General features: G+C 47.3%; 19 protein-coding genes. 16 read left to right on the forward strand and 3 right to left on the reverse strand.

Annotated features, from left to right (window positions below; genetic code table 11):
- Positions 1-192 precede the first annotated feature (192 nt).
- From GC093_RS25800 to GC093_RS25825, 6 genes are all read left to right on the forward strand, one after another.
- Complete coding sequence (locus GC093_RS25800; protein WP_216624814.1) at positions 193-2,544, forward strand: hypothetical protein; 2,352 nt, start codon at positions 193-195, stop codon at positions 2,542-2,544.
- Positions 2,545-2,598: 54 nt separating this feature from the next.
- Positions 2,599-3,903 carry a vWA domain-containing protein gene (locus tag GC093_RS25805; RefSeq protein WP_312886610.1) on the forward strand — a complete coding sequence of 435 codons (1,305 nt, stop codon included), beginning with the start codon at positions 2,599-2,601 and terminating at the stop codon, positions 3,901-3,903.
- A gap of 25 nt (positions 3,904-3,928) precedes the next feature.
- A complete protein-coding gene (locus GC093_RS25810) occupies positions 3,929-4,564 on the forward strand; it encodes a hypothetical protein (protein WP_171654800.1) in 636 nt (211 codons plus the stop codon).
- Between the two features lie 15 nt (positions 4,565-4,579).
- Positions 4,580-5,845, forward strand: a complete 1,266-nt coding sequence (locus GC093_RS25815; RefSeq protein WP_171654801.1) for a TRAFAC clade GTPase domain-containing protein — start codon at positions 4,580-4,582, stop codon at positions 5,843-5,845.
- Positions 5,845-8,739 (forward strand): GAP1-N2 domain-containing protein, encoded by a 2,895-nt coding sequence (locus GC093_RS25820; protein ID WP_171654802.1) that lies wholly within the window; start codon positions 5,845-5,847, stop codon positions 8,737-8,739. Before GC093_RS25815 ends, GC093_RS25820 begins: the two co-directional genes overlap by 1 nt.
- Positions 8,740-8,966: 227 nt before the next feature.
- Positions 8,967-9,260: a hypothetical protein gene (locus GC093_RS25825; protein WP_171654803.1), complete on the forward strand. Its 294-nt coding sequence runs from the start codon at positions 8,967-8,969 to the stop codon at positions 9,258-9,260.
- 27 nt (positions 9,261-9,287) lie between these two features.
- Here GC093_RS25825 and GC093_RS25830 read toward each other — a convergent pair whose 3' ends face one another.
- Complete coding sequence (locus tag GC093_RS25830) at positions 9,288-9,470, reverse strand: P1 family peptidase (RefSeq protein WP_171654804.1); 183 nt, start codon at positions 9,468-9,470, stop codon at positions 9,288-9,290.
- Between the two features lie 622 nt (positions 9,471-10,092).
- On the opposite strand from GC093_RS25830, the gene GC093_RS25835 reads away from it, so the two are divergent.
- The 3 genes from GC093_RS25835 (at position 10,093) to alr (ending at position 13,792) form a co-directional block, all read left to right on the forward strand.
- Complete coding sequence (locus tag GC093_RS25835; protein ID WP_171654805.1) at positions 10,093-11,328, forward strand: PucR family transcriptional regulator; 1,236 nt, start codon at positions 10,093-10,095, stop codon at positions 11,326-11,328.
- Between the two features lie 116 nt (positions 11,329-11,444).
- Entirely contained in the window at positions 11,445-12,578 is a 1,134-nt protein-coding gene (ald, locus tag GC093_RS25840; protein WP_171654806.1) for an alanine dehydrogenase, read from the forward strand.
- A 5-nt stretch (positions 12,579-12,583) separates the two neighbouring features.
- Positions 12,584-13,792, forward strand: a complete 1,209-nt coding sequence (gene alr, locus GC093_RS25845; protein WP_171654807.1) for an alanine racemase — start codon at positions 12,584-12,586, stop codon at positions 13,790-13,792.
- Between the two features lie 20 nt (positions 13,793-13,812).
- Here alr and GC093_RS25850 read toward each other — a convergent pair whose 3' ends face one another.
- A complete protein-coding gene (locus tag GC093_RS25850) occupies positions 13,813-14,577 on the reverse strand; it encodes a sulfite exporter TauE/SafE family protein (RefSeq protein ID WP_171654808.1) in 765 nt (254 codons plus the stop codon).
- A 225-nt stretch (positions 14,578-14,802) separates the two neighbouring features.
- Here GC093_RS25850 and GC093_RS25855 point away from each other — a divergent pair, with 225 nt between their 5' ends.
- The 3 genes from GC093_RS25855 to GC093_RS25865 all read left to right on the forward strand — a co-directional run bounded on the left by GC093_RS25855 (position 14,803) and on the right by GC093_RS25865 (position 17,042).
- Complete coding sequence (locus tag GC093_RS25855; RefSeq protein ID WP_171654809.1) at positions 14,803-15,189, forward strand: VOC family protein; 387 nt, start codon at positions 14,803-14,805, stop codon at positions 15,187-15,189.
- 113 nt (positions 15,190-15,302) lie between these two features.
- The gene (locus GC093_RS25860) at positions 15,303-16,007 is read left to right on the forward strand and encodes an oxidoreductase (protein WP_246315314.1); all 705 of its coding nucleotides are present in this window, start codon (positions 15,303-15,305) and stop codon (positions 16,005-16,007) included.
- Positions 16,008-16,085: 78 nt separating this feature from the next.
- Complete coding sequence (locus tag GC093_RS25865; protein WP_171654810.1) at positions 16,086-17,042, forward strand: D-2-hydroxyacid dehydrogenase; 957 nt, start codon at positions 16,086-16,088, stop codon at positions 17,040-17,042.
- Positions 17,043-17,119: 77 nt separating this feature from the next.
- Here the strand turns inward: GC093_RS25865 and GC093_RS25870 are convergent, their stop codons facing one another.
- Positions 17,120-18,010, reverse strand: coding sequence for a LysR substrate-binding domain-containing protein (locus GC093_RS25870; RefSeq protein ID WP_171654811.1), 891 nt, complete (start codon positions 18,008-18,010; stop codon positions 17,120-17,122).
- A gap of 168 nt (positions 18,011-18,178) precedes the next feature.
- On the opposite strand from GC093_RS25870, the gene GC093_RS25875 reads away from it, so the two are divergent.
- The 4 genes from GC093_RS25875 to GC093_RS25890 all read left to right on the forward strand — a co-directional run bounded on the left by GC093_RS25875 (position 18,179) and on the right by GC093_RS25890 (position 23,836).
- On the forward strand, positions 18,179-19,138 hold the full coding sequence (locus GC093_RS25875; protein ID WP_171654812.1) for an ABC transporter ATP-binding protein: 960 nt from the start codon (positions 18,179-18,181) through the stop codon (positions 19,136-19,138).
- Between the two features lie 23 nt (positions 19,139-19,161).
- Positions 19,162-20,262, forward strand: coding sequence for an ABC transporter substrate-binding protein (locus tag GC093_RS25880; protein WP_246315316.1), 1,101 nt, complete (start codon positions 19,162-19,164; stop codon positions 20,260-20,262).
- 8 nt (positions 20,263-20,270) lie between these two features.
- A complete protein-coding gene (locus GC093_RS25885) occupies positions 20,271-21,938 on the forward strand; it encodes an ABC transporter permease (protein WP_171654813.1) in 1,668 nt (555 codons plus the stop codon).
- Between the two features lie 161 nt (positions 21,939-22,099).
- Positions 22,100-23,836 (forward strand): MBL fold metallo-hydrolase, encoded by a 1,737-nt coding sequence (locus GC093_RS25890; protein ID WP_171654814.1) that lies wholly within the window; start codon positions 22,100-22,102, stop codon positions 23,834-23,836.
- Positions 23,837-23,934 lie beyond the last annotated feature (98 nt).

The raw sequence follows: 23,934 nt of genomic DNA on the forward strand, positions 1-23,934 counted from the left end.
GTCCCGCAGGGACGGTAGCGCTGAAAGCACATTAGATACAAGGTAGCACGAGCAGAACTCCCCCACCAGGCCCTTCGAGGGTGTCCAGAGGGCAGAGCCCTTGGAGCCCTCCCTGTAGGGAGGGTTTGGGAGGGGAAAACATTAAAAAGCCCTTGAGGGCAGGAGTGTAATTAAGAAAGGCAGGGAAAAAGGATGAATATTAAAGGGGAATTGGATTCCTTTTCCAAACGATATGCCGTTCAGATTGATAGCATGGGCAGCGACGGGGATGAGATGCGCAGTATCAATCATCCTATCGTTTTTGTGTTTCTTGGTGATCACTCGGCTGAAGCTCTAGAGGCTGTGCATGGCTTAAACAGGACAAAGTGGAATAATTCCGCCGGGGTGGTTTATCTCCAGCTTGGAACCAAGCAGACCACGGCGCTAGATAACGTGTACAGCTGGAGCTTGCCGGCAGCTACGGAAAGCAAGCAAACCTTGCGCCCTTCGATCCGCGAGCAGTTCTATGCGGATGAAGCCAAGCTGCTTGAGCTGAATGTGACGCTACGTCGGATGAACAGCCGCATATCGGAATTCGGGCGGATGTATACGCATCTGCAGCGATTGAATATTGCCATCGTGACACGGCTCGATGATCCTTTTAATGTGCTGCTGCCGGAAATTGCTGTGCTGATGGAAACGATTTTTGGAGAGCAATTCCGCTCCGTTGTATTGGACATGTATGGTTTGTTAGAGGAGAAGGCGGTAGGGGATACGTTTGCTTTTCAATCCTCTCTCGGTGTCAGCTTCCTTCGTGAATTGGATTTGTACCAAAGTAGGGATTACACATTTGAGGGGATGCTGCAGTTGACGGGTGAGGGTGTTTTACTTCCTGCCGCGCACGCCCCATCCCCGTTATTTGATATGGTTTACTTGTTAAGCAACAAGGATGAACGCGGCATTTTTGCTGAGAATGGGATGCAGGGCAATTACGAAGCTATTTGCAATCTCAATCTGCTTAAAAACCGGAAGTCGAACAACGAGCTCGATCCGCAGCACGCAGTATACAATAACCAGCATTTTAAGCAGAATGCGACTCCTTCTGATGGGGATGGTCGCAGCTATGCATCGGCAGGTTTTTCTAAAATAACACGACCCAATCAACCGGTTGCTTTGACTGTACTTTATCATGTATACCGCCGACTCATGGAGCGGATGCAGGAGAATGCAAGAATGGATCGTGGAAGCATTCAGGAGCTGTTAGAACTGGAGCCACATTGCTGGGAACATGATATTCAGTCGCTGCTGCCTGATCCACAGAAGGCTGTGGAAGGTATGTTCAGTCTTTTACATAGCAAAATCTCCCTCAATGAATTAATGACATTAACCCTGCGTCAAGCGGAGTCTGCTTTATATGGGGGTAATGCGCAGTCTTTTTTTGAAACGAATGTGATCCGGGGGTTGGAAAAACAATTTGTGGAGCGCAACTTTGCCGGACGGTTGAAGGCACGATTGGAGAGCAAGGTTATCCGAAATTCTCTATACGGATATTACAGCGCCTACTTGTGGACTTCATATAAAGAAAGCGGCAGTCTGATCAGCGGAATTCGTGAAAAAGCGAAGGAAACGGCAAAGCTATTGGAGCAAGGCAGAGCCGAACTGGATCAATTGTATGCGGAGCGGGTGGAGCAGCAGTCTTTTGCGAAAACGTCTTTATGGGACCGGCTTATGAACAAAACCTCAGTCAAAGGTATGACCCGACCATTTCTAGAGCTTGTGTACGGGATGAAGCTGGAGCTGCTGCTGCTGGAAATGAAGCTGCGGCTTTTGAATGCGTACCTTCAAGAGCTGGAGGAGCTGCATGACAGGGCACAGTCCTTTATAGAGCGGTTCCGCCAATTGGAGAAAATTTTGCATGAAGCAAGCAGAGGCAGCATTTCCGTAACCAGCGATTACTTGGGCCGTAATATTAATGAATATTATGGTCACGCTGTTCAGGAGATTTTGACAGAGCTGGAAAGCCGCCGTGATCTACAGTTTTATTTTGACGACCGGCAGATGGGGAACATTTCGTTGATGCTTGCTGAGGGAGAAGAGCAAGTGCTCCAGCGGTTGATGGAGATAACTCGTAAGGAAGTATTCAACCATCCCCTATTCAATCAAACGTTCGAGGATGAGCTGTTAGAACGGGCAAACGTGACGGCTGGCTATGACAATCGCGAGGTTCTGTCCAAGGAGGATTTGTTCCGTGACTTGTACAGCACCCTGGAGAATGAAGCAGCGATCCGAGCGGATGTATATAACTCTACGCACAAGCACCGTTATGTTGAAAAATATTTCTTTGGTGATTTTGATAGTGAATTTATACGCTATGCATTCGCTGTCGATCAGGGTAGCAGAACGTATAAGTTAGGCTGTGTGCAGGAGATGAAGCGGAGCGGAATCGAGAAGCTCAATGTGATGGGCGGCTTCCGGGTCGAGGATCTGATGTATTATCGGAACGGCAAACGATATTATGATACGTATGTACAGAATGGTTACATGTTTCACAGCATGGATATATAGAATAGGAAAATAAAGGCAGACAGAGAGACGGTTGAAAACAAGGGGGCATGACCGGTGAAGCAGCGCAAATGGAATGGACTTCTAACGGTGTGGAGTGTTATTGGCGGAATTATTGGCTTTATCATAGGAGAAATCATGCTGGCTGAGTGGGAAGGGGCGATGCATGAAACGCTGCTGATGGGCTTATACTTCGGCCAATTTGCTCTTATTGTAGGTCTGTGCTGCTTGTTAGCCGAAGTTATTTCACCTCAATTGAATGGGAGAAGCTGGAGGCTGCGCTATGCCCGCGATGGTTGGAAGCTTCTTGTTCCTGCTACTCTTCTGCTATTATTCGCAGCGGGCGTGTTGTTCCAATTTATATATGGACTACAGCTAGGGAACCGGGATAAGCCTCAGGACTATGTGCTCCTCATCGATATGTCGGAGAGTATGAAAAGCACTGATCCTGAGAAGCAGAGCATTCAAGCCGCTCAATCCTTGATCCGCAAATTGGATGACCGCAAGCGGGTCGCGATCTACACATTTAATGAGCAGCCCAGTCAGATATATCCGTTAACGCAGCTGAAAGATGCGGGGACACGTGAGCAAATTGCCGCTAAGCTAAGTGGGATAGGAGCTCCCGTAGGCCGTACCGATATTGGCAGGGCGTTGACCGAGGCGATGGAGCATATGGAGAAGGAACGCATTCCTAATCGCAAAGCAGCTGTTATTCTCATTTCCGACGGTTTTAGTGAGGTGGATAAAGCGAAGGTATTGGCTCCTTACCGGCTGCAGCAAACTCAGGTTCATACGGTGGGGATTGATTCCACAGAGAAAGAGGGCATCCAGCTTTTACAAAGCATCGCAGTGGAAACTGGAGGCACGTTTCATGATGTGAAGCGGGTCGAGGGAATTACGAGTGCTTTTGATCAAATATACCAAAATGGCCAGCGATGGCACTTAATGAACGAACGTATGGATACGGCAGCGTCCGATGGATATCACGGTCTGCTGCGTGTAATGCTGATTCTGTTTATCGGTACTTTGCTGGGGCTATCGCTGGGTGTTGTATTCGACAACCGCTATTTAGCCAAAAGCTTCGCAATCGGCGGAGCCGTGGCGGGGTTAATCGCCGGTATCCTGCTCGAAACCGGGCTGCAGGGCTCAGCAGCGCCTTTGCTCGTGCGCGGCTTCGCTGACATAGTGCTGGCGCTCGTACTGTCGCTCTCCACACTGCTCGTTGCAGTGGGCGATCCGAACGCAGGATCAGGAGCGGGATTGCGCCGCGGCGGAGGCGGAGGTATGCGCAGCCAACTGGAGCAAGGGGAGAGCCGAGGTAGAAGCAAGGATGGCGGAGCGGTACGCAAGCAGTTCCGATGAGTAATGAAACGGAGGTGAATGTTCTTTGCAATGGGAGGAGCTCGAGGAGCAATATCGGATTAAGCAAACAGCCTGCTACATACAGAATGGTGAATGTACCGTAACCTGGGCATGGCCGCGGGGTGTGGAATCCGTATACGTGTACAGCTTTCCTGATGGAGCAGAGCAGGCACCGGACTCGCTGGAGCTTAAGCGGCTAAAGCTATTTACCCGGGAGGAATACAAAGCGAGATCAGGCTATCGGGAGCGCATTGAATATCTGGGTGTGCAGGGTTACCGCATATTTCCATGCCTCATGCAAGGCGGCAAGCTGAGTCCCCTTAAGCAAACGGATGCTGATAATTATGCACGTGTGAGTGGTGGGAAGGCGAAAATCCGCTACAGTATCAAATACAGCCAGTCTTGGTTCAGTAAATATAGATCGGTGCGCATTCAGCTATTTTGCGAGATTCCGGTATCCAAAGAAGTGCTTTGCTATGTTAAGAAGGAAGGCTCGCCACCTGCTAATAAGGACGATGGTATTGCCTATCCATTTATGAGTGATTTTGCTTCGGGTCGTCATGTCCTGCCGGAAGTGGAAGTGGCTAAAAACGATTATATTCGGATTTTTTTTACCGAGGGGAAAGCGTTTGGAGAGCTATATGATTTAATACCCGAATAGGTAGGAGGGATACCCATGTTGGATTTTCTTAAGAAGATGTTTGATAAAAAGCCGCCTGTAAAGGAGAAGCCTCCCTATTACAGCATTGTATGTCCGTATTGCTTCAGTAAATTCGAGCCTGACGAAGTAGTGTTCAGGGCCAGCCATGTTAGGGATAACGATGATGATTTCATGCTGCAGGAGGACCGTAAGCTTAGTGATTGGCGCCGGAAGTTTAACTTGTCGCAGGTTGATATGGAAGCGGTCATTGATCCGCACACCATACCTGACGAGAACAAAACGTACATGCAAAACGTGCTCGTGGCCGTAACCGACCTTTATGGGGAAACGACGAAGCGGAGGCTTTGCCCTAACTGCCATAACGAGCTGCCGATTTCATCGGGCAAGGTGCCTAGCAATATCATCTCTATAGTTGGAGCGTCACAGGTGGGAAAATCCGTCTATATGACATCGCTTATCCATACGCTTCAGAATACGACGGCCTCCAATTTTAACGCGGCCTGCATGCCGCTTAGCGCTGAAATTAGCAGGAAATTCAGGCAAAATTACCACGAGCCGATTTTTGAGAGAGGCAGTATGCTGCAGTCTACGAATCCGAATGAGCAGCAGGAGCCGTTTATTTTTCAGTTTGTGTTTAAGGATGAGCGGGAAGCTCCATTGACGCTGGTCTTTTTCGATGTTGCCGGTGAGGGCATGGTGGAACGGGAATATTTGGACATTTACGCATCGCATATCAAAAATTCGTCAGGCATACTATTCCTGGTCGATCCTCTCCAAATTCGCAGTATTCGCGATAAGGCACGCATTCAAATTGGTGAGGAAGAAGGCGAATTCGCTAATCGCTATGACGAGCCTCGCGAGGTTGTGATCAGCTTGTTCGAAAACTTCATCGCCCATCAGCAGAACAGCAAAACAGACATTCCAACAGCTATCGTGCTAACCAAAAGCGATATGCTGAAGTATTTAATGGAAGAGGATAGCGAATATATCCGTCCTAACAGCAATGTGTTCCGCAATGTGGTGCATAAGGGCTTTTTGAATCATACAGAGTTTGAAAACATCAATGGAGAAATAGGTCGTTTCATCGAAAAGGTAGACAGGCCGTTTAAGGATGCCATTGATGTTTATTTCAAAAACACGGCGTTTTTCGCCGTTTCTGCGCTGGGCGCGAATCCGGTCAATAAGCAAATTGAGGGTGTCATTAACCCGATCCGGGTCGATGAGCCGTTCATTTGGCTGCTGCACCAGCTTGATTATGTTGCTAGGAGAGATGCGACGTGATGGAGCAAAGGAAACCTGTCCAACAGCAATATTTCACACGTGACCGAGAGGGCGTTTTCCGTACAAGCGAAGGCTTCGATACGGTTGCCAAATCGGAAGGGTTGGACAATACGTTTATAAAAAACACGCTGCACCCCTATTGTGTTTATAAGGCTCCAAAGGAGCTGCTGGGACGCGCGGAGGAAGATAGCTCGCTCTATCCCGAGTCGATGGTAGTGTTCCATGCTGATAACGGTGATATGGTGATCGGCCGCAGTGTCTATATCGGTACTGATTTTACAGGTCAGCGCAGTGCCTCGTTCACGCATCAGTTCATTGTACCTCATGAGCGTAAGGACGAATTTCTTCATGACCCGCAGCGCCTGTTCCGAATTCGCAGCTTCGAAAGCGCCTATGATATCCGCAATGGCAAGACATTGCCGGAGCTGGATGGCATCAGCTATGGAACCGCACCGGCAGACACCGCCGAACAAGACCGGTTATTGACGAAGCTGGGTATCGATCAAATGCGTTTTCAGCAGTTGATCTATGCGGTTATGTCATCGGTTACGAGTAAGAAAAAAGTATATATCGCCCTCGATGCGGATATTACGGAAACGGCTGAGTTAGCCAAAAAGCTGCTCGAAACCGTCTACCGCTGCCTTCCTTATGCGATCCGCCGCCAGCTTGGCTTCATGACCTTCAACAGCGAGCCGGAAGGGAAGCAGCATCTGCATGTGATTTTTGTAGAAAAGGGAAGTATTCGACTTCCGGATCGCAACATAGAGAAGGAATACATATTTGATTTCCCGGGCAGCCGTTTCGTAAATACGGAAATTCCGGGGCAAGAGCACTCTTATCTTTCTTTTATTTGGAATAACCGGAACGAGTCAGAGCAACTGGATCAACTGTTTGGATTTTGCGAAGAAGCGCTGCAGGGGCTGGACAAGGCTACAGCTCTGAATGTGCAGACTTATGTTCAGCTTCAAGCCTTGTATGCTATTGAGCAGGGTAATGAGGGCATCTATGAGTCAAACCGCGCCGAAATGATGTCAAACATCGTAGCTTATGTGAATGCGGAGACGGTTCGGCAAAAGCGACGTTTGAACGAGCTGTTCATTCGTCTATTAGGGAAAGATGCAAGGGATAGCGACAGTCTGCCAACGGCTGATTACATAAAATATTTACTGCACTATTACGGGTTTGCCGATGAAGGAGTCAAGACTTTACTGACGCGCTGCTTCGTTGTTTTCATCAGTAGGGTAGCTAACAAGACCGAGGATGGCATCGAAAATGCCGCTCCTATTTTTGACCAGCTGCTGGGACAGTCGTCCATGTTCGATCTAGTCATGAAGGAGCTGTATAATCAGCAATCGGGAACAGCCGAGAGCTATATTGCTTACCGAATGGCCAAGGCTGGTACGGTCAAAGCGCTGCTGGAGGAAATCCGGTTCTGGATACAGCAGAGCGAGAGTATGGTTCAGCAGCGTTTCTTTGCTAATGAAGTACTGAAAAAGGTGAAGCGGCTGCTGCAAACCGACAGTCTTCGTAAACGGATTGAAGCCGCGAGTACCTTGTACAGCTATTTTGAGGAGCTGCCTGAGCGACAAGAAAAGCGTCAATACGAAGATTTCTGCGGCCAGCTGAAGCTGGAAATCAAGCTGCAGCTGCTCGACGGACTGAAGATAGCTGATCTGGAGTACGAGGACATGATGCAGCTCAGCTTCATGCTGGAGACAGTCGATCAGGAGCTGAACAGCCATTTGGATAAAAGCCAAAAGCTGTTCCTGCAGCTGCTTGCTACCATATACCGCGTACTGACGTTGACTAAGAAGGAAGATTCTGAGCTTAGCAAGGCATTCGATATATTCGGGCCTCTGGACTTGGAAAGAGTGCAGCAATCGCTGAAGAAGCTGCTAAGCACACGTATCGCGTCTGAGCATTTCAGTAAAATCGTTTATGCGTTTTACCAGCCGGGTTCGGGTAACGGTTCCGGTTATGTGGCAGAGTTTGATTATTACGGATTGCTCCAATATATCGCCGAGGCAACCAGAGGTACGGAAACCATTTATGATTTTCTCGTGTGGTCTGCCAATGATCAGCGGTTTCTAAATCTGAAGCAAGAAATAGATGCTAATTATAAGGCAGCGGTGAGCAAATTCTTCGATATACATGCTCCTAGAGCTTTTCGGGACAAGGAGATTCGACTGAAGCTGCTTGCAACGCCTAACGAATCCTTTGTTGCCCTGTATAATGCGATCAAGCTTCGGCAGTCGGGTAAGCTGGTTCGTTTTGCTGTTAAAAATAGACGAAGGCTAACGCGGCTGGGACTAGTTATAGTGCCACTCGTCGTTCTGCTAATTATTTTCCGCAATCCTATAGGAATAGGGCTAGCCGCAATAGGTCCGGCACCGGTTATCTTGATCGATGAGATTCCGGCAATCTCCAAAGAGGCAACAATCACGGTAATGATAAGTGCAAAGGATGAAGATCCCAGCGTGTCACTCTATGTAAATGGGCAATTAGCGGGGAATGGAAAAGTTAGCAAAACCATGGAACTGCTTGATGGGGACAATGCGTTTGAATTCAAAGCGGTGAACCGCGGCGGCAAGGAATCTGAAGTTGTGAAGAAACGAGTCGCTTTTAGCTCTCCGACCCCGATTGTAACCGTGGAGGCTTTGCCTGAGAGTACGCGAAACAATAGCGTTACGGTTAAGATAACGGCCCTTGACAGGAATGATCCTAGTCCGACGCTATATATTAATGGACAAGCTGTTGGACAAAGCAGCGCCAGCAAGACGATCAACCTTACGCCAGGGGAAAATTTGATAGAAATCAAGGCTGGCAACAAGCAAGGCAAAATGAGCGAGCCTATTGTGAAAAAAATCAAATTAGAGTCTACAGCAGCTCGTTGAGAAATCAATATACTCCAATAAAGAGCCCGTGATCCTATATGACTAGGAAAACGGGCTCTTTTCATTGTAAGGCTGGACTGCTCGTCATGCGACTCTGTAACAGAGTCCTCGTTATCTGAAGCAGCTGCCCAAATATACAGGATTTTAACAAAACGGGTTCATACATTTAACAATTGGTTTATATAATGAATATTACATTCTTTATATCAGACTGAAGGGGTGGAACCATGAACCTAGTTACTCACACAAATTATAAAAATCAGGATGGAAACATATATTGCTGTCTCCGCAATAAAGTCGTAGAGCTTAATCAACAACAGGAGGAGCAATTCTGTCAAGGCTGTAAAATGTTCGGCGGTAAGGTAGGGGGAGGACAGGGGGTGAATTGCTTATGGGAGGACTTGCGTAATGTGAGCAATCCTCATATTGTACATGATCCTATCCGTGAGTTTAATAAAAATCAAACACGCTATATTACATCTGATTTTTTGATCACGTTATCCTCTACAGCCTATTTATAAGAGGCAACTCTCTAAAACATTGGGAAATTAACGGTCCGTCTTCACGAATGATTTTAATTGCAAAAAGTCGGTTTTCGGCGTATGCGCAATTCGGTTACTGTTGCTGAAGGTGATGGCGATATCTCTCCGCTTCCGTGATGGGCAATCGAACCGGTGCGCCAAGCCAACGCCTGCTCTTTTGGCAATCCTTTTGAGCTGGCGTGGTTCCATCGGCAGATCGGTCTATGATAATCATTATAGAACCGTCATCATTGTTGTCTCGTTCTTGTGATAGCTCCAACAGCGCCTTCTTCGACAGGCTGGGCAACAAATGCCCGCTGTGCCCCTAACATTTCTCCATCATCAGCGTTATCTTGAACATCGATTTGAGCTTTCTGGGTGGCTTCCTATAGCATGCCCAGGCCTCACATGAAGGGCCCCTCATATCATTCAATAATTTGTCGTTGCATTCTCCAGTAACTACTTTTAATCAACCTTCCGAATCCAATCCCCAATTCCCCAATTGCCCCATCCTGCGTCATCATATATTGTAGAGTTCCTTCGTTCACTTTACCGTCCCGTACCTGGATAGCTTCTAAACAGCCTATTTTTCATGAGCTGCTTGTTTGGCTAATATATGGGGCAGCAGGTCAAATAATTTTATGTAACAATTTCCCAGACCTATCGTAAGATAAGCTATATTTTCTGGTTAATCCAATTGTATAATTACATTTGAGTTTTAATACAAAGAGGAAGAAACTTTTCTTCTCTATCCGAGTATCCATTTTGCCAATTTAGTGAAATAATGGGGAATTTTATTGATTTATATTATTTTTTGAGGAGCCATACTAGTATGCCTGATGAAAAAAATCCCTTCGATAGAAGCTTTGATAGTTTGGAGGCGCTGGTCGATACCATTAGTGATGTGTTGCAATGCCCTATAACCATCGAGGATTCCAATCACCGTCTAATTGCCTATAGCTCCCATGACCCCCATACCGATCAGGTGCGAGTTGCAACGATTGTAGGACGTCGTGTTCCCGAGAAAGTGATCAGCACTTTATGGAGAGATGGCGTTATTCAAAAAATAATGGAGAGTGACGAGCCTGTTCGTGTTTCTCCAATAAATGATATTGGACTTGGCCACCGTCTTGCTGTAGCGATTCGGAAAAACAACGACATTCTCGGTTACATATGGCTATTGGATGAGCAGAAGCAGCTTGACGACGATGCCATACAGCAGGTGAAAAAAGCCGCCCAAGCCGCAAAAACGAAGCTGCTGCAGCTTCAATTGAAAAAAAGAAAAGAAGAAAAGGGCTATCAGGACTTTTTCTGGCAGCTCCTAACCGGACATTTACAAACAGACACAGTGATCAAGGAAAAGGCGGACAAGCTTGGTATGAACCTTCCTTCGTCCTTTCATGTCATCGTCTTGCAATTTGAATCTGAAATCAGTGAGGGTATGCAGCAGCAGATCGAATACATCCTAACAACAACGCAGCGACTTCGGATTGTATGCCATACGATCGACCATAATCAGTTGATTCTGCTTTCCACAACACAGGTGAAGCAGCTAAAAAACGAAGATTATTCTATCGCTTTACAGCATATCATCGAGCAAATGAGACAACGCTTCGGTTTTTCTCCAGTCTATGGAGGTATCGGATCTTTATATGAGAATTATGCTAGGGTTGAAAGAAGCTATCAAGAAGCGCTAGCGGTACTGCAAATCAAACAATGCTTTCCCGAAGAAACACGCAGTATCCATTATTATCCTGAAATGGGTTACTATCGTTTTTTACAGATGATTCTGGACGAGGCTCGCATCAATCCTATTGAGAATCAATGCCTCAAAAAGCTGAAGCAATATGACCGTGAGCATAACAGCGAGCTGCTGCATACCCTGGAGGTTTATTTGTCTCATGACAGCAATCTGAAAGCTGTGTCGGAGATCCTTCATATCCATGCCAATACATTAAGCTACCGCTTGAAACGAATTTCGGAAATCGGCAGCATCGATTTAACTAATATGGATCAAAAGGTGACCGTCTACCTGGACTTAAAGACCGAGAAGCTTAGCGGTTTGTAAAGGTTTTGTGAAATTACACAAACAATAGGATCTTTTTTCTCGTATCCAGACAATGAATAAATGCATATTCACCCTTATACTTGGCGTTAGAGCCCCAATATAAGGAGTGATTTCCCATGATAATCGGAGTGCCAAAAGAAATAAAAAATAATGAAAACCGCGTGGCCATAACCCCAGCAGGCGTTGCTGCTTTTGTTAAATCAGGCCATAATGTCTTCATCGAAAGCAATGCCGGAATGGGCAGCGGTTTTACGAATGCGGATTACATGGCTGCGGGCGCCGTTGTCCTGGATCAAGCGGCTGAAGTTTGGTCCACCGCAGAGATGGTGATGAAAGTAAAGGAGCCTCTAGCTTCCGAATATGCTTTCTTCCGTCAAGGTCTAATCTTGTTTACCTATTTGCATTTGGCGGCAGAACCAGAATTGGCCCGTGCACTTATGGAAAACTGTGTAACAGCCATAGCCTACGAAACCGTGGAAGCCAATCGTACCTTGCCGCTTTTGATACCCATGAGCGAAGTAGCCGGTCGTATGTCTGCGCAAATCGGTGCGCAATTTCTCGAGAAATCCCACGGTGGAAAAGGAATACTACTGGGAGGAGTACCGGGAGTGAAGCACGGGAAAGTAACGATTATAGGTGGGGGAGTTGTTGGAACGAATGCCGCCAAGATTGCGTTGGGGCTTGGTGCTGAGGTTACCGTTATTGACATGAGTGCGGAGCGACTTCGTTTATTGGACGAAATGTTCAATGCGCAAATCAATACGCTAATTTCTAATCCATTTAATATTGCCGAAGCGGTTGCTGAAGCTGATCTTGTGATCGGAGCCGTGCTGATTCCAGGTGCCAAAGCTCCAAAGCTGGTAACCGAGGAGATGATTAAAACGATGCAGCCGGGTGCCGTTGTAGTCGATGTTGCGATTGATCAGGGTGGTATTATAGAAACGGTGGATCGAATTACAACTCACGATAGCCCTACTTATGAAAAATACGGTGTCGTTCATTACGCTGTTGCGAATATGCCTGGTGCGGTTCCAAGAACATCAACCTTTGCCTTAACGAACGCTACCGTTCCTTTTGCGCTGCAAATCGCGAATAAAGGCGTAAAACAAGCGGTTAAGGATAATAAATCGCTATATCTAGGGGTTAATGTTGCTGGCGGTTCCATCACCTACGAAGCCGTGGCAAGAGAGCTTGACTATACTTATGTTCCAGTTGAGCTTGCATTGGAGAAAGAATTTTTGAGGGCTTAATCAAAATGCACACAATAAGTCATCGAGATACATGGGCGGAAATTTCTCTGGATGCTATTATACATAACGCAATAACGTTCAAATCGAGCCTCAGCGAAAATTGCCGGTTTATGGCCGTCGTCAAAGCAGACGGCTATGGACACGGTGCCATCGAGGTGGCGACAGCAGCGATCCATGCTGGGGCTGATTATTTGGGGATCGCTTTTTTGGACGAGGCCCTGCAGTTACGAAATGCTGGAATCGACAAACCCATTCTCGTTCTCGGATATACCCCGCCGCACTCTGTGGAAGCTGCGATCAAGCAAGACATTACGATAACCGTCTTCTCTGATGAGGTTTTAGAGGAGATCATAGCATGTACCGAACGTCTCGACCATCGCGCCCGAATTCATCTGAAGGTTGATACGGGTATGTCACGTGTGGGCGTGTCTACGATAGAAGAGGCATTCACGCTGGCCTTTAAGACAGTGTCCTCGCGTCTTGTCAGCTTGGAGGGGATGTTTACTCATTTCGCCGATGCCGACAATGAAGACGATTCTTTTACACAGCAGCAGTTTCAATTGTTTAAGTCCTTTATCGAAGAATTGGAGAAAAGACATATTCACATTCCGATCAAGCACTGCTGCAATAGTGCAGCAGCCATGACTACACCAGCGATGCATTTGAATATGGTGCGAATCGGCATTAGCTTGTATGGTTTACTGCCTTTCAAGCAAATACGTAGTAACAACCATCCAATCTGCCAAGCTATGAGCTTTAAAACCAAAATATCGGCATTAAAAACCGTAGCTGCCAATTGTCCTGTCAGCTACGGATGTACGTTTAAGCCGATTAAGGATAGCAGGATTGCCACGATTCCCGTTGGCTATGCGGACGGGCTCTCACGACTTCTTTCGAACAAGGGGTATGTTCTTGTACATGGGCAACGGGTACCGATCATCGGCAAAATATGCATGGATCAAACGATGCTCGACGTGACCTCGCTTCCTCATATCCAAGTGGGCGATGAAGTTACTCTATTCGGGTGGTCTGAAGAGAGCTTGCTTTCGGTTGATGAAATTGCTGATTATATGAACACGATTAACTATGAGGTTGTTTGCTCGGTTGGCAAAAGGGTTCCACGTGTTTATGTACGTAATGGGCAGATTATAAGCGCTCAAAATCATCTCATCATGCCTTGCCGTGAAACCCAGGTAGGTACACCAGTAAGCTAAGTTAGGAAGTCTTTGGATCCTTATTGCAGCAGATCCCATAGCTGCTTACCAATTAGAATGGTGGTCACGGTCACAAATAACGGTTTAATGTAGCGAGACCCATGGCGGATAGCGAGCTTAGAGCCGACGAAGGCCCCTGCGATCATAGCGATGCCCATAGGCAGCCCATAACCAATGTGCACGGACTTTAATAGTAAGAAGGAGCATAAGCTCGCCAAGTTGCTGGCTAAATTCAATACCTTGGCATTCGCGGAGGCACCGACAAAGTCGAAGCCTAGCAGCAGGAACATAAACAGCAGAAACGAGCCAGTTCCCGGGCCGAAGAAACCGTCGTAAAATCCGATAATGAATGCTAAAGCCGCTACAGCTACCTTAAGATTAACCGTCATAGGACGCGGGGCAGCGTTTGCTCCCCAGTTCTTTTTTATTAATGTATAGACCAGCATCAACACAAGCATAATGACGACTAAAGGCTTCAAAAAGTCCGATGGCACCAAATGCACCGTATACGCTCCAAGAACAGCACCTATGAAGGATAGCGGAAATAATGCCAGCACCAGCTTGCCGTTAAGCTTGCCCGACGTAAAAAAGGACAGGCTGCTTGTTATAGTTGAGAAAGTACTGCCTAACTTATTAGTTCCCAGCACCATGGCGGGAGGTAATCCGGTCATCATAAGGGCGGGAACGGAAATTAAACCGCCACCACCAACGACAGAATCAATAAAAGCAGCTATGAATCCAGCTGCGAGTAAAAACCAAAGCATGTCCATTGACGGAAGTTCCATGATGTCTCTCCTTTTGACTTTAAAGACGGTAGTATTAAGAATCAAACCTAGTATATAAAATGCGGGTCGTTTCTACAACACCTATTCTAGAGGGGATAGAACGACTTGGAGAAGCTATCTGCTGCAGGACAATCAGCTAACTATCGATCATTATGCATTCCATCCTTTCATAAGAAGTGATAGAATGGAAAGGATTACATTTATGCTGGGAGAGGTGTGTGTACTATGATTCGCAAGCTGGAGCATATTGGGGTAAAGGTAAAGGATATGGATGCTTCCGTCCGTTTCTATACGGAGGTTCTGGGTATGAAGCTAAGAAAGCGCGCAAAGCTGCAGGATGGTGTTGAGCTTGGCTTCTTGTCTTTTCCAGATTCGGATAACATCGAAATTGAACTGATCGGCCGTGGTCACGACGGGTTGCCTAACGAGTCAATCGTGCATCATATTGCTTTCACGGTAACGGATATCCAAGCGGAGATTGATCGTTTGAAAAGCTTTGGCGTGGAGCTTATGGACGAGACGCCGCGTACGATCCTGGATGGCGATCTGATCGCGTTCTTCTTCGGACCGGATGGCGAACGGTTAGAGTTTTTCCAACCAGCAGGCCAATAAGGCTAAGCAGGAAGAAGACTCATTGACAATAGCAACCCCATTAAAGCAATAGAGAATCTCCAAAACCACCTAGTAACTAGTGGCAAAAGGAGGTTCTTTTTTTAAAAAACGATATGCACGTTTGCATATTATCGATAGATACGGAGGCAGCTATTATGGGACATACGGCAGTCATTGCCGGGGCAACAGGGCTAATAGGCGGGGAATTAATTCGTTGCCTTTTGGAGGATCCATTCTATGACAGAGTTGTTGCACTAGTTAGAAAAGAGACAAGCTGGACCCATGAGAAATTGGTTCAGGTTGTTACGGATTATGATGAGCTCGAAGCTGTAGTTAAGGATTATTTGCCCGGATCTTATGTGTTTTGCTGCTTGGGTACAACGATTAAGAAGGCTGGCTCTAAGGAACAATTTCGTAAGGTTGATTATGAATATCCGATGCTGCTGGGTAAGCTGGCCTTTCAATATGGAGCAGTGGACTATCTCATCGTAACGGCAATGGGGGCCAATGCAGGTTCTGCTATTTTTTACAATCAAGTAAAAGGTGAGATTGAGGAGGGGCTGGGCAAATTACGATTGCCGTCGCTGCAAATTTTTCGACCTTCACTGCTGCTGGGAGACAGGCAAGAGGTTCGTTTGGGGGAGCGGTTCGGTGCGGCTGTTTCAAGGGTAATAACTCCTATAATGATTGGTGGATTACGAAAGTATAAACCAATCAAGGCCGAAACCGTGGCTAAAGCTATGTTGAAATCATCGAAAAATAGCAATAAAGGAACTCGGATCTATGAGTCCAATCAGATAGAGGAGCTTGTGAAGTAAGCTTCACTATAGCGAAACTCAAAAGTTAATGCTTACGAAGTAAGTTTCGATAAAGTGAAACTCTCAGGAGGTAATCAAATGGCAAGGAAAATAGTGTCCGTACATACATTCAGCTCTGCTCATGAAGAACAAATCCGTCAGGTTGCTCCTGATTGGGAGTTTATTAATGGAAAAGGAAGCGAGCAATGGTTGGCCCATTTGGCCGATGCCGAAATTTTGGTCGGATGGAGCAGCGCTGTCGTCCCGCATTGCTTGCAGCCGGGAACCCGACTGCGCTGGGCACAGAACTGGGGAGCGGGAGTCGACAAAATACCACTGGAGGCGTTGGCAGAATCGGGAGTCATGCTGACCAATGCGAGTGGTGTTCACCCTAATCCTATCTCAGAGACGGTATTGGCAATGATGCTAAGTCTAACCCGCCAAATTCATCGGGCTATTGGCAATCAACTCCAGAACAAATGGGCTTCGCTAGGCGAGCTTGGAGAAATGCATGGAAAAACAGTCGGCATCATCGGCGTTGGCGCTATCGGTACTGAGGTTGCCAAGCTTTGCAAGGCATTCGGCATGAAGGTGCTGGGGGTAAAAAGGACGTTGTCCGAATCCGAAAATGTGGACCGGATGGTTACGATGAACGGGCTCGACGAGGTGCTGCGCGAGAGCGATTATGTGGTTGTAACGCTGCCGCTCACGAAAGACACCAAGCATTCCATTGGCAGCCGCCAATTCGAGTTAATGAAACCAACTGCCTATTATATCAATATTGGCAGAGGAGGAACCACGGATGAGCATGCGCTAGTCGAAGCTCTGCGCAGCGGCGGAATTGCCGGCGCTGGCTTGGATGTGTTCGAAGTGGAGCCGCTGCCCGAAACCAGTCCTCTGTGGGAAATGAGCAATGTCATTATGACTCCTCACAACTCCGGCTCGACTGTTTACTATAATGAGAGAGCTTTGGACATCTTTTTGCATAATTTACGTGACTATGTGGAAGGTAAAGAGCCGCAGCTGAATCGAGTGGACTTAAGGAATCAGTATTGAAGCATACGAGCGCATAGGGAAGTTATTAAAGCTAATGGAAAAAGCCGGGCGTCTATAGAGACTCCGGCTTTTCGTCGTTAAACTGGAATTGATTTTTGCAGATGATTGACAAAGCTGTCCATTAAAGTGGAGGGACTGCGATCCAGATTGTAGGTGTAATAAACATAGCGTTTGTATTGATTATGAGGAATCTGTCGGCATTCCAGCTCTCCTCGCTCAACCTCCTTGTTTACCGCTAAACGAGAGATAAAAGAAATTCCCTCCCCCAGCATGACTACTTGTTTAATCGCCTCCAAGGAATCCAACTCCAATTGGCCGTTCAGCTCGATACGGTTGCTTTGCTCCCATTTCATAGTCATTTGCCGAGTGCTCGACTCTGGACTGTGCAGAATAAACGGAATATTCAACAGCTGTTCAGGATTAAGCTGTGGGATGCTTGCCAATCTATGCTGAGGAGAGAAGATAAGAACCATTTCGTCCTCACAAAAGGTTTCTGCAAATAGAGGAGGAAATTGAAACGGCTCACAAGACAGGATACCCAGATCGATTTCGTGATTCAGCAGCAAGTCTTTGATTACCGGAGCAGGTTTTACAACTACGGTCAGGTTAATTCTTGGATGCAGCTTGGTGAAGCTGCTTATAATCCGAGGCAGGATATAAGTTCCGGGTACATAGCTTGCCCCAATCTTCAGTGTTCCTCTGCCAAGCTGGTCGAATTCTTTCACGACCCGTTGGGCTTCATGCGCTAGCGAATTGATTTTGATGGAGTAGTGATATAAGGCCCGTCCAGCTTCGGTTAAGTATATTTTGCCCGTGCGAGTTTCAAACAGTTTAACGCCAAGATCCTGCTCCAGACTTTTCATATGGAAGGTGACTGTAGGCTGTTTTAAGCCTAAAGCATCGGCTACGGCTGTGATTTTTTTATGCTGCTCCAGCAATTCAACAATTCGCAGCTTCATTAGGTTCATCCTGCACGTCCTTTGTCAATTAAGTTGGTATGCCCCCAGTATAGATAAAATCTATGCAATTGAATAGATAGCATTGATTTATTTAACACAACCTTTACGTGGCGATAATACTTCTCTGCATTTCAATTTGTAAACTAAAGTTAGTTATACAGATGGGAAGGTAATAGCATGGATGTTGTGATTCGAGGCGTACAAAAAACGTTTGATAAGCTGCAAGCTTTGCAGCCGACCGATTTGCGGATTAAACAAGGGCAGTTCACCACACTTTTGGGCCCGTCGGGCTGTGGTAAGACCACTTTACTGCGGATGATCGCCGGATTGGAAACACCGGACAGCGGTGAAATGTTTGTTGGCGACGAGTGTATTTTTTCCAGTATCCGAAGGATTGACAAGCCTGCCAGCCGCAGAAATTTTGGAATGGTGTTCCAGGATTTCGCACTTTGGCCCCATATGACGGTATTTGAGAATATCGCCTTTGGGCTACGTGCTTCGGGACGAACCAAGCAGCTTAAAGAACAGGTGCAGGAGGCTATTAAAACGGTTCGTTTGCAAGGGTTGGAGGAGCGGTATCCACATCAATTGTCGGGTGGACAGCAGCAGCGTGTTGCATTTGCCCGAGCCGTAATTACGAGGCCGCAGCTTGTTCTGTTCGACGAACCGCTCAGCGCGCTAGATGCGATGCTGCGGGATGAAATGAGGCTGGAGCTAATCAATCTGGTGAGGGAAATAGGGCTAACTGCTCTGTATGTCACACACGATCAGATTGAAGCCATGTCTATGTCCGATGAAATTGTTGTTTTGCAAAGCGGGCAGATTCTACAAAGCGGCAAGCCGGAGCACATTTACAACAAGCCACAGCATCCTTTTGTAGCCAGATTTATCGGTAAATCCAATTGGCTGGAGAAGGACAAGCGGATGTTTCGCCCAGAGCATATTCATTGGCATACGGATGGCCAGAGGGATGCTTTCAGCGGAACCATTCACAGCGTTAGCTACCTGGGTGACCGTTATGAAATGCAGCTTGATATGGGAGATATGGGAATGTGGACAGCTTACCACCAGATTCGAATGACAGCGGGGGAGCAGGTAAAGGTCTACTTATCCCAGGAACACATACATCAGCTTTAATAAAAAAGAGGAGGATTTTTCACATGAAAATGAGCAAAGGGTTAAAAAACGGAGCGTTACTGATGTTAACGGCAATGGTAGGTTTTGGAATAACAGGCTGCGGTACAACCGAAAAGCCAGCCAATTCGAATGGGGCTGCGGCTCCTAAAGCCGTACCATCCACACAGACTGCAAAGGAAACAAAGGTCGAAGAGAAGAAAGAAGAGAAGAAGCTTAGCGGCAAGCTGGTCGTATACAGTGCAGGACCTAAAGAGCTTGCTGAAGCTATTCAAAAAGGGTATGAAACAAAAACCGGAGTGAAGATTGAAATGTTCCAAGGAACAACCGGAAAAATCCTATCACGGATGGAAGCCGAGAAAGCAAATCCTGCCGTTGACGTAGTCGTGCTTGCTTCGCTGCCTTCTACCCAAGGCTTGAAGAAAAGCGGTTTGACATTGGAATACAAAGATGCCAAGAACGCGGATAAATTGATTCCGGAATGGTCAGACAAGGAAGGGCACTTCTTTGGCTACAGTGCTTCTGCATTGGGAATAGGCTATAACACCAAGCTGGTTAAAACCCCTCCTAAGGAATGGGATGATCTGACTAAAGAGGAGTGGAAGGGTAAGGTTAATATTCCTGATCCTGCATTGTCCGGGTCTGCGCTTGATTTTGTTACCGGCTATTTGAGCACCAAGGGTGATCTAGGCTGGCAGCTGCTGGAGCAGTACAAAAAGAATGGCGTAGCGATGGCAGGTGCTAACCAAGAGGCTCTTGATCCCGTTATTACCGGATCCAAAAGCGTTATAGCGGCGGGAGTCGATTATCTGACTTACCAAGCCAAAGCTAAGGGAGAGCCGGTTGACATGCTCTATCCTGCTAGCGGAACTGTAATTAGCCCACGTCCTGCAGCTATTATCAAGACTAGCAAAAATGTGGATAATGCCAAAGCTTATATCGACTATCTGTTATCGGATGAAGCGCAAAAGATGGTAGCGGAAACTTACCTGCTGCCAGGCCGCAAAGACGTCAAAGCCAAGGATCGTCCGGGTGTGGATCAAATTCCTCAAATGAAAATTGACTGGGTATGGATGGATACGAACGGCGATGCAGTAACCAAAAAATTCACGCAGCTCTTTAAGTAGTGGGATCCATGCACAATATAAACCGTATTTCCTATCAAAAACTCGGGATAGCCCTTGCCTTGTTGATTCTGGCGATGCTGGTGGTCGTCCCTCTTTTTTTCATTTTTATGACGAGTGTATATTCCGGTCAAGAATTAGATATGATGGCACCGCTGCGGGTTATTATGGAGAACGAGCTTAGTCAGGTGTTCTGGAACTCCATCTGGCTAGGAATTTGCGTTGTGGTGGGAACAACACTTCTAGCATTGCCGTTGGCATGGATTTTCGCTAGAACGGATTGGGCTAGGCATACCTGGCTGGATGTCGTGTTTATGATCCCTTTTATGACGCCGCCTTACATTGGGTCAATGGGTTGGATTTTGTTCATGCAAAAGAATGGGTACATAGAGCAGCTAATCCCTTCGTCCAGTATTGTAACGCCGGTTTTCTTCAGTATGTTCGGTATGGTTGCGATTATGAGCCTTCATCTGTTTCCTTTTTTATATTTGATTTTACGCAATGCGTTAGTACAAATAGGTGGTAGCAAAGAGGAAGCGGCAAGTGTACATGGAGGAAGCTTTCTGTATAGCTTCCGTCGGGTTGTTATGCCGCTGCTGCTGTCCAGCTATGCGATGGGAGCGCTGCTCGTCTTCGTCAAAACGATTGCCGAGTTCGGTACGCCAGCGACCTTCGGCCGCAAAATCGGCTATTATGTCCTGACCTCGGAGATTCACAAATACATCTCAAGCTGGCCGATAGATTTCGGTAAAGCAACTTCGATGGCCTCTATCTTATTGACGGCCTGTCTGATGATCTGGTATGTACAAACCTTGGTGAGCCAGCGGTACACTTATTCGCTAATTAGCGGTAAAGGCTCGCGCGGTAGGCTGTACCGTTTGCAAGTATGGCAGCGTTTGTTGGTATGGGTATTTGTGGCAGGCTTGCTGCTATTCTCGGTAGGAGTTCCTTATTTCTCAATCATTGCCGCATCATTATTGAAGCTCCGCGGTGTTGGCCTTGCTTGGAATAACTTGACTCTACAGTATTATGTGGATTTATTAACGTGGGGCTCCAAGAGCATGCAGGCGTTAATGAACAGCTTGAGCCTTTCTTTAGTGGCGGCAACGATCTCGGTATTGCTAGGAACTTATTTTGCCTTGATGATCAGCCGTTCGAAGACTTGGCCCCAGCGTATAACCGACCTATTCAGCTTACTGCCGAATACGGTTCCGGGGATCGTTATCGTGGTGGGGTTAATCCTTTTGTGGAATTCGCCTTGGATGCCCATTCCGCTCTACAACACTTACGGGATGGTTGTTTTGACTTATGTCGTATTTTTCTTGCCCTACACCGTACAGTATGTAAAATCGAATTTTGCCCAGCTGGATGAGTCGTTATTTCAGGCGGGTAGAGTATTCGGAGGCAGTGCAACCTACATTTTTCGAAAAATTTTGCTGCCGTTGATCATTCCGGGAATGCTGGCAGGCTGGATGATGACGTTTACGATTTCGGTACGTGAGCTGGTTGCTTCCTTGATGATATTACCTCCTTCGATGGAGACCTCGGCAACCTATATCTTCTCACAATTTGAGCAGGGCAAAGTATCGCTTGGCATGGCGATGGCGGTTATATCGGTTGGCTTGACGACGCTGATGCTGCTTGGGATTAATAAGCTAAGCGCGAAAAGCAAGCTGTAGGAGTTGTCCGACGATTGATCCTCGTGAATATGTATTCAATTTGGTTTTTGGAGTAGCCTCTCTTTCCGGCAATAACCATATTGATGATATACAACGGGTTTGCTTTCGGCGGACAGAGACTCCTAGCATAGACAACAGGAATAAAGGTGGAGTGTGACATAATGCAGGCAACTGTGTGGGGCGGAGCTGGTGAGCATGGCCGCTCCTGCTATCTGATTGAACACCAGGGAACCCGCGTATTATTGGATTGCGGAGTAAAGAAAGAAGGGGAGGGGGGATATCCGCTAATCGATCCGTTGCTTGTCGGCAAGCTAGATGCGGTATTCCTCTCCCATGCGCATGAAGATCATTCGATGGCGATCCCCATGCTGTACCAAATGGGCTATCAAGGACAGGTATGGACGACACGCGCGACCTCTCGGCAGCTTCCCGCGTATTTTGCCGCATGGAAGCAGTATGTGGCTTCACAGCAAGCGAAGCTGCCTTATGGGGAAGAGCATATCGAAGCGGTAGATTACGCTTATATCGATGAAGCTGCATCAGCCGGTGAATGGCTGGCGATTACTCCGGCTCTCCGTATTTGCTGGGGGAGGAGCGGCCACTTGGCAGGATCGATTTGGCTGCTGCTGGATATCGAGGGCAGCGTTGTTTTCTTCTCCGGTGACTTCACGACGGAGTCAGGACTGCTGGCGGTCGATTGGCCGAAGCTGCCTCCGACGGATCGGCAGCAGCTAAGTAAGCCGGACGGTGAAGCTTGCCAGTCGACTGCGGATATGCCGGATGGAATTCAGCTGTCCATCGTAGATGCTGCTTATGGAATGGATGCGGAAGCCCAGACTGAGAAGCTGGATAAGCTTCAGCTTCTCATACAGGACGCTCTTTCGCGGGAGGAAATGGTGCTGCTGCCTGTTCCGGTTTATGGTCGGGGGCAGGAGCTGCTGTTATGGGCCAGGGAAGCATTCCCGAACACACAGCTTATTGTGGAGAAGGAAGTCGCACAAGCCTTCGAGCAGCTGCTGCAGGAGCCAGATTGGCTGCATAAGGAGGCTGGGGGGCGTATTGCGCGATTCTTGAAGGATACAAGGGTTGTAGTTGTGGAAACCAAGGAGCAGAGGGAGCGCGCTACCGCTGCTGCTTCAAGTTCTCTGGTGTTCACGAATGATGGCATGATGCAATCGGCGAAAAGCCAGTGGTATTACGAGCTTCTTAGGCAGCGGGGAAGGGGCTGTGTCATTCTGACCGGCCACTTGGCCAAGGGCAGCTTCGCACAGCAACTGCTGCATGCATCACAAGCAAACCTGCTGGAGGCTGGCGAAAGTGCGAGTGCGAACGTAAACGCAAGCGTAAACGAAAGCATGAGCGCAAATGAGAGCATGAGCGTGAACGAAAGCACGAGCACGAACGAAAGCATGAGCGAGAGCGAAAGTACGAGCACGAACGAAGGCGCAGGCTCAAATGAGAGCACAAGCACAAACGCATACGGAAGCACGAGCACAAATGAAAGCACGAGTACAAATGAAAGCACAAGCCTAGGCGCATACGAAAGCACGAGTACAAATGAAAGCACAAGCGCAAACGAAAGCACGAGTACAAATGAAAGCACAAGTACAAATGAAAGCACAGGCGCAAACGAAAGCATGAGCACAAACGAAAGCACAAGCACGAACACATATCAAATCGCAGGAACGGGCGCCCACGCCGTCCAAATTCATTTTCTTCGGTTTAAGGTGCACCAGGGCTTAGCCGATGTGAGGGCAATGCTGAACGTGGTACGTAGCAGCCAAACCCTATTAGTGCATGCTAGTAAACAGGCAACGGATGCCGTATGCACACAGCTCGAGAAAGACGGCTACAGCCGTTTATATTCTTTGACTGCCGGGGACACCATTCAGGTATAGCGAAATTGGAACGGAACTGAAAGTTCCGTTATTCAATCTGAAACCTCGAATTTAAGGCGATAACGGAAGTAGAAATGTCGTTATTTGAGGCGAAAGGG

It is taken from the genome of Paenibacillus foliorum, assembly GCF_013141765.1.
GTDB classification, from domain to species: Bacteria; Bacillota; Bacilli; order Paenibacillales; family NBRC-103111; genus Paenibacillus_S; species Paenibacillus_S foliorum.

What these genes read in the sequence shown, in the direction of transcription:
- GC093_RS25830 (WP_171654804.1), bottom strand. Translation starts at nt 9,470, where the DNA reads ATGGAACCACGCCAGCTCAAAAGGATTGCCAAAAGAGCAGGCGTTGGC.
- GC093_RS25870 (WP_171654811.1), bottom strand. Translation starts at nt 18,010, where the DNA reads ATGAACCTAATGAAGCTGCGAATTGTTGAATTGCTGGAGCAGCATAAA.
- GC093_RS25865 (WP_171654810.1), top strand. Translation starts at nt 16,086, where the DNA reads ATGGCAAGGAAAATAGTGTCCGTACATACATTCAGCTCTGCTCATGAA.
- GC093_RS25820 (WP_171654802.1), top strand. Translation starts at nt 5,845, where the DNA reads ATGGAGCAAAGGAAACCTGTCCAACAGCAATATTTCACACGTGACCGA.
- GC093_RS25875 (WP_171654812.1), top strand. Translation starts at nt 18,179, where the DNA reads ATGGATGTTGTGATTCGAGGCGTACAAAAAACGTTTGATAAGCTGCAA.
- GC093_RS25825 (WP_171654803.1), top strand. Translation starts at nt 8,967, where the DNA reads ATGAACCTAGTTACTCACACAAATTATAAAAATCAGGATGGAAACATA.
- GC093_RS25815 (WP_171654801.1), top strand. Translation starts at nt 4,580, where the DNA reads ATGTTGGATTTTCTTAAGAAGATGTTTGATAAAAAGCCGCCTGTAAAG.
- GC093_RS25860 (WP_246315314.1), top strand. Translation starts at nt 15,303, where the DNA reads ATGCACGTTTGCATATTATCGATAGATACGGAGGCAGCTATTATGGGA.
- GC093_RS25800 (WP_216624814.1), top strand. Translation starts at nt 193, where the DNA reads ATGAATATTAAAGGGGAATTGGATTCCTTTTCCAAACGATATGCCGTT.
- ald (WP_171654806.1), top strand. Translation starts at nt 11,445, where the DNA reads ATGATAATCGGAGTGCCAAAAGAAATAAAAAATAATGAAAACCGCGTG.
- GC093_RS25880 (WP_246315316.1), top strand. Translation starts at nt 19,162, where the DNA reads ATGAAAATGAGCAAAGGGTTAAAAAACGGAGCGTTACTGATGTTAACG.
- GC093_RS25855 (WP_171654809.1), top strand. Translation starts at nt 14,803, where the DNA reads ATGATTCGCAAGCTGGAGCATATTGGGGTAAAGGTAAAGGATATGGAT.
- GC093_RS25885 (WP_171654813.1), top strand. Translation starts at nt 20,271, where the DNA reads ATGCACAATATAAACCGTATTTCCTATCAAAAACTCGGGATAGCCCTT.
- GC093_RS25890 (WP_171654814.1), top strand. Translation starts at nt 22,100, where the DNA reads ATGCAGGCAACTGTGTGGGGCGGAGCTGGTGAGCATGGCCGCTCCTGC.
- alr (WP_171654807.1), top strand. Translation starts at nt 12,584, where the DNA reads ATGCACACAATAAGTCATCGAGATACATGGGCGGAAATTTCTCTGGAT.
- GC093_RS25850 (WP_171654808.1), bottom strand. Translation starts at nt 14,577, where the DNA reads ATGGAACTTCCGTCAATGGACATGCTTTGGTTTTTACTCGCAGCTGGA.
- GC093_RS25835 (WP_171654805.1), top strand. Translation starts at nt 10,093, where the DNA reads ATGCCTGATGAAAAAAATCCCTTCGATAGAAGCTTTGATAGTTTGGAG.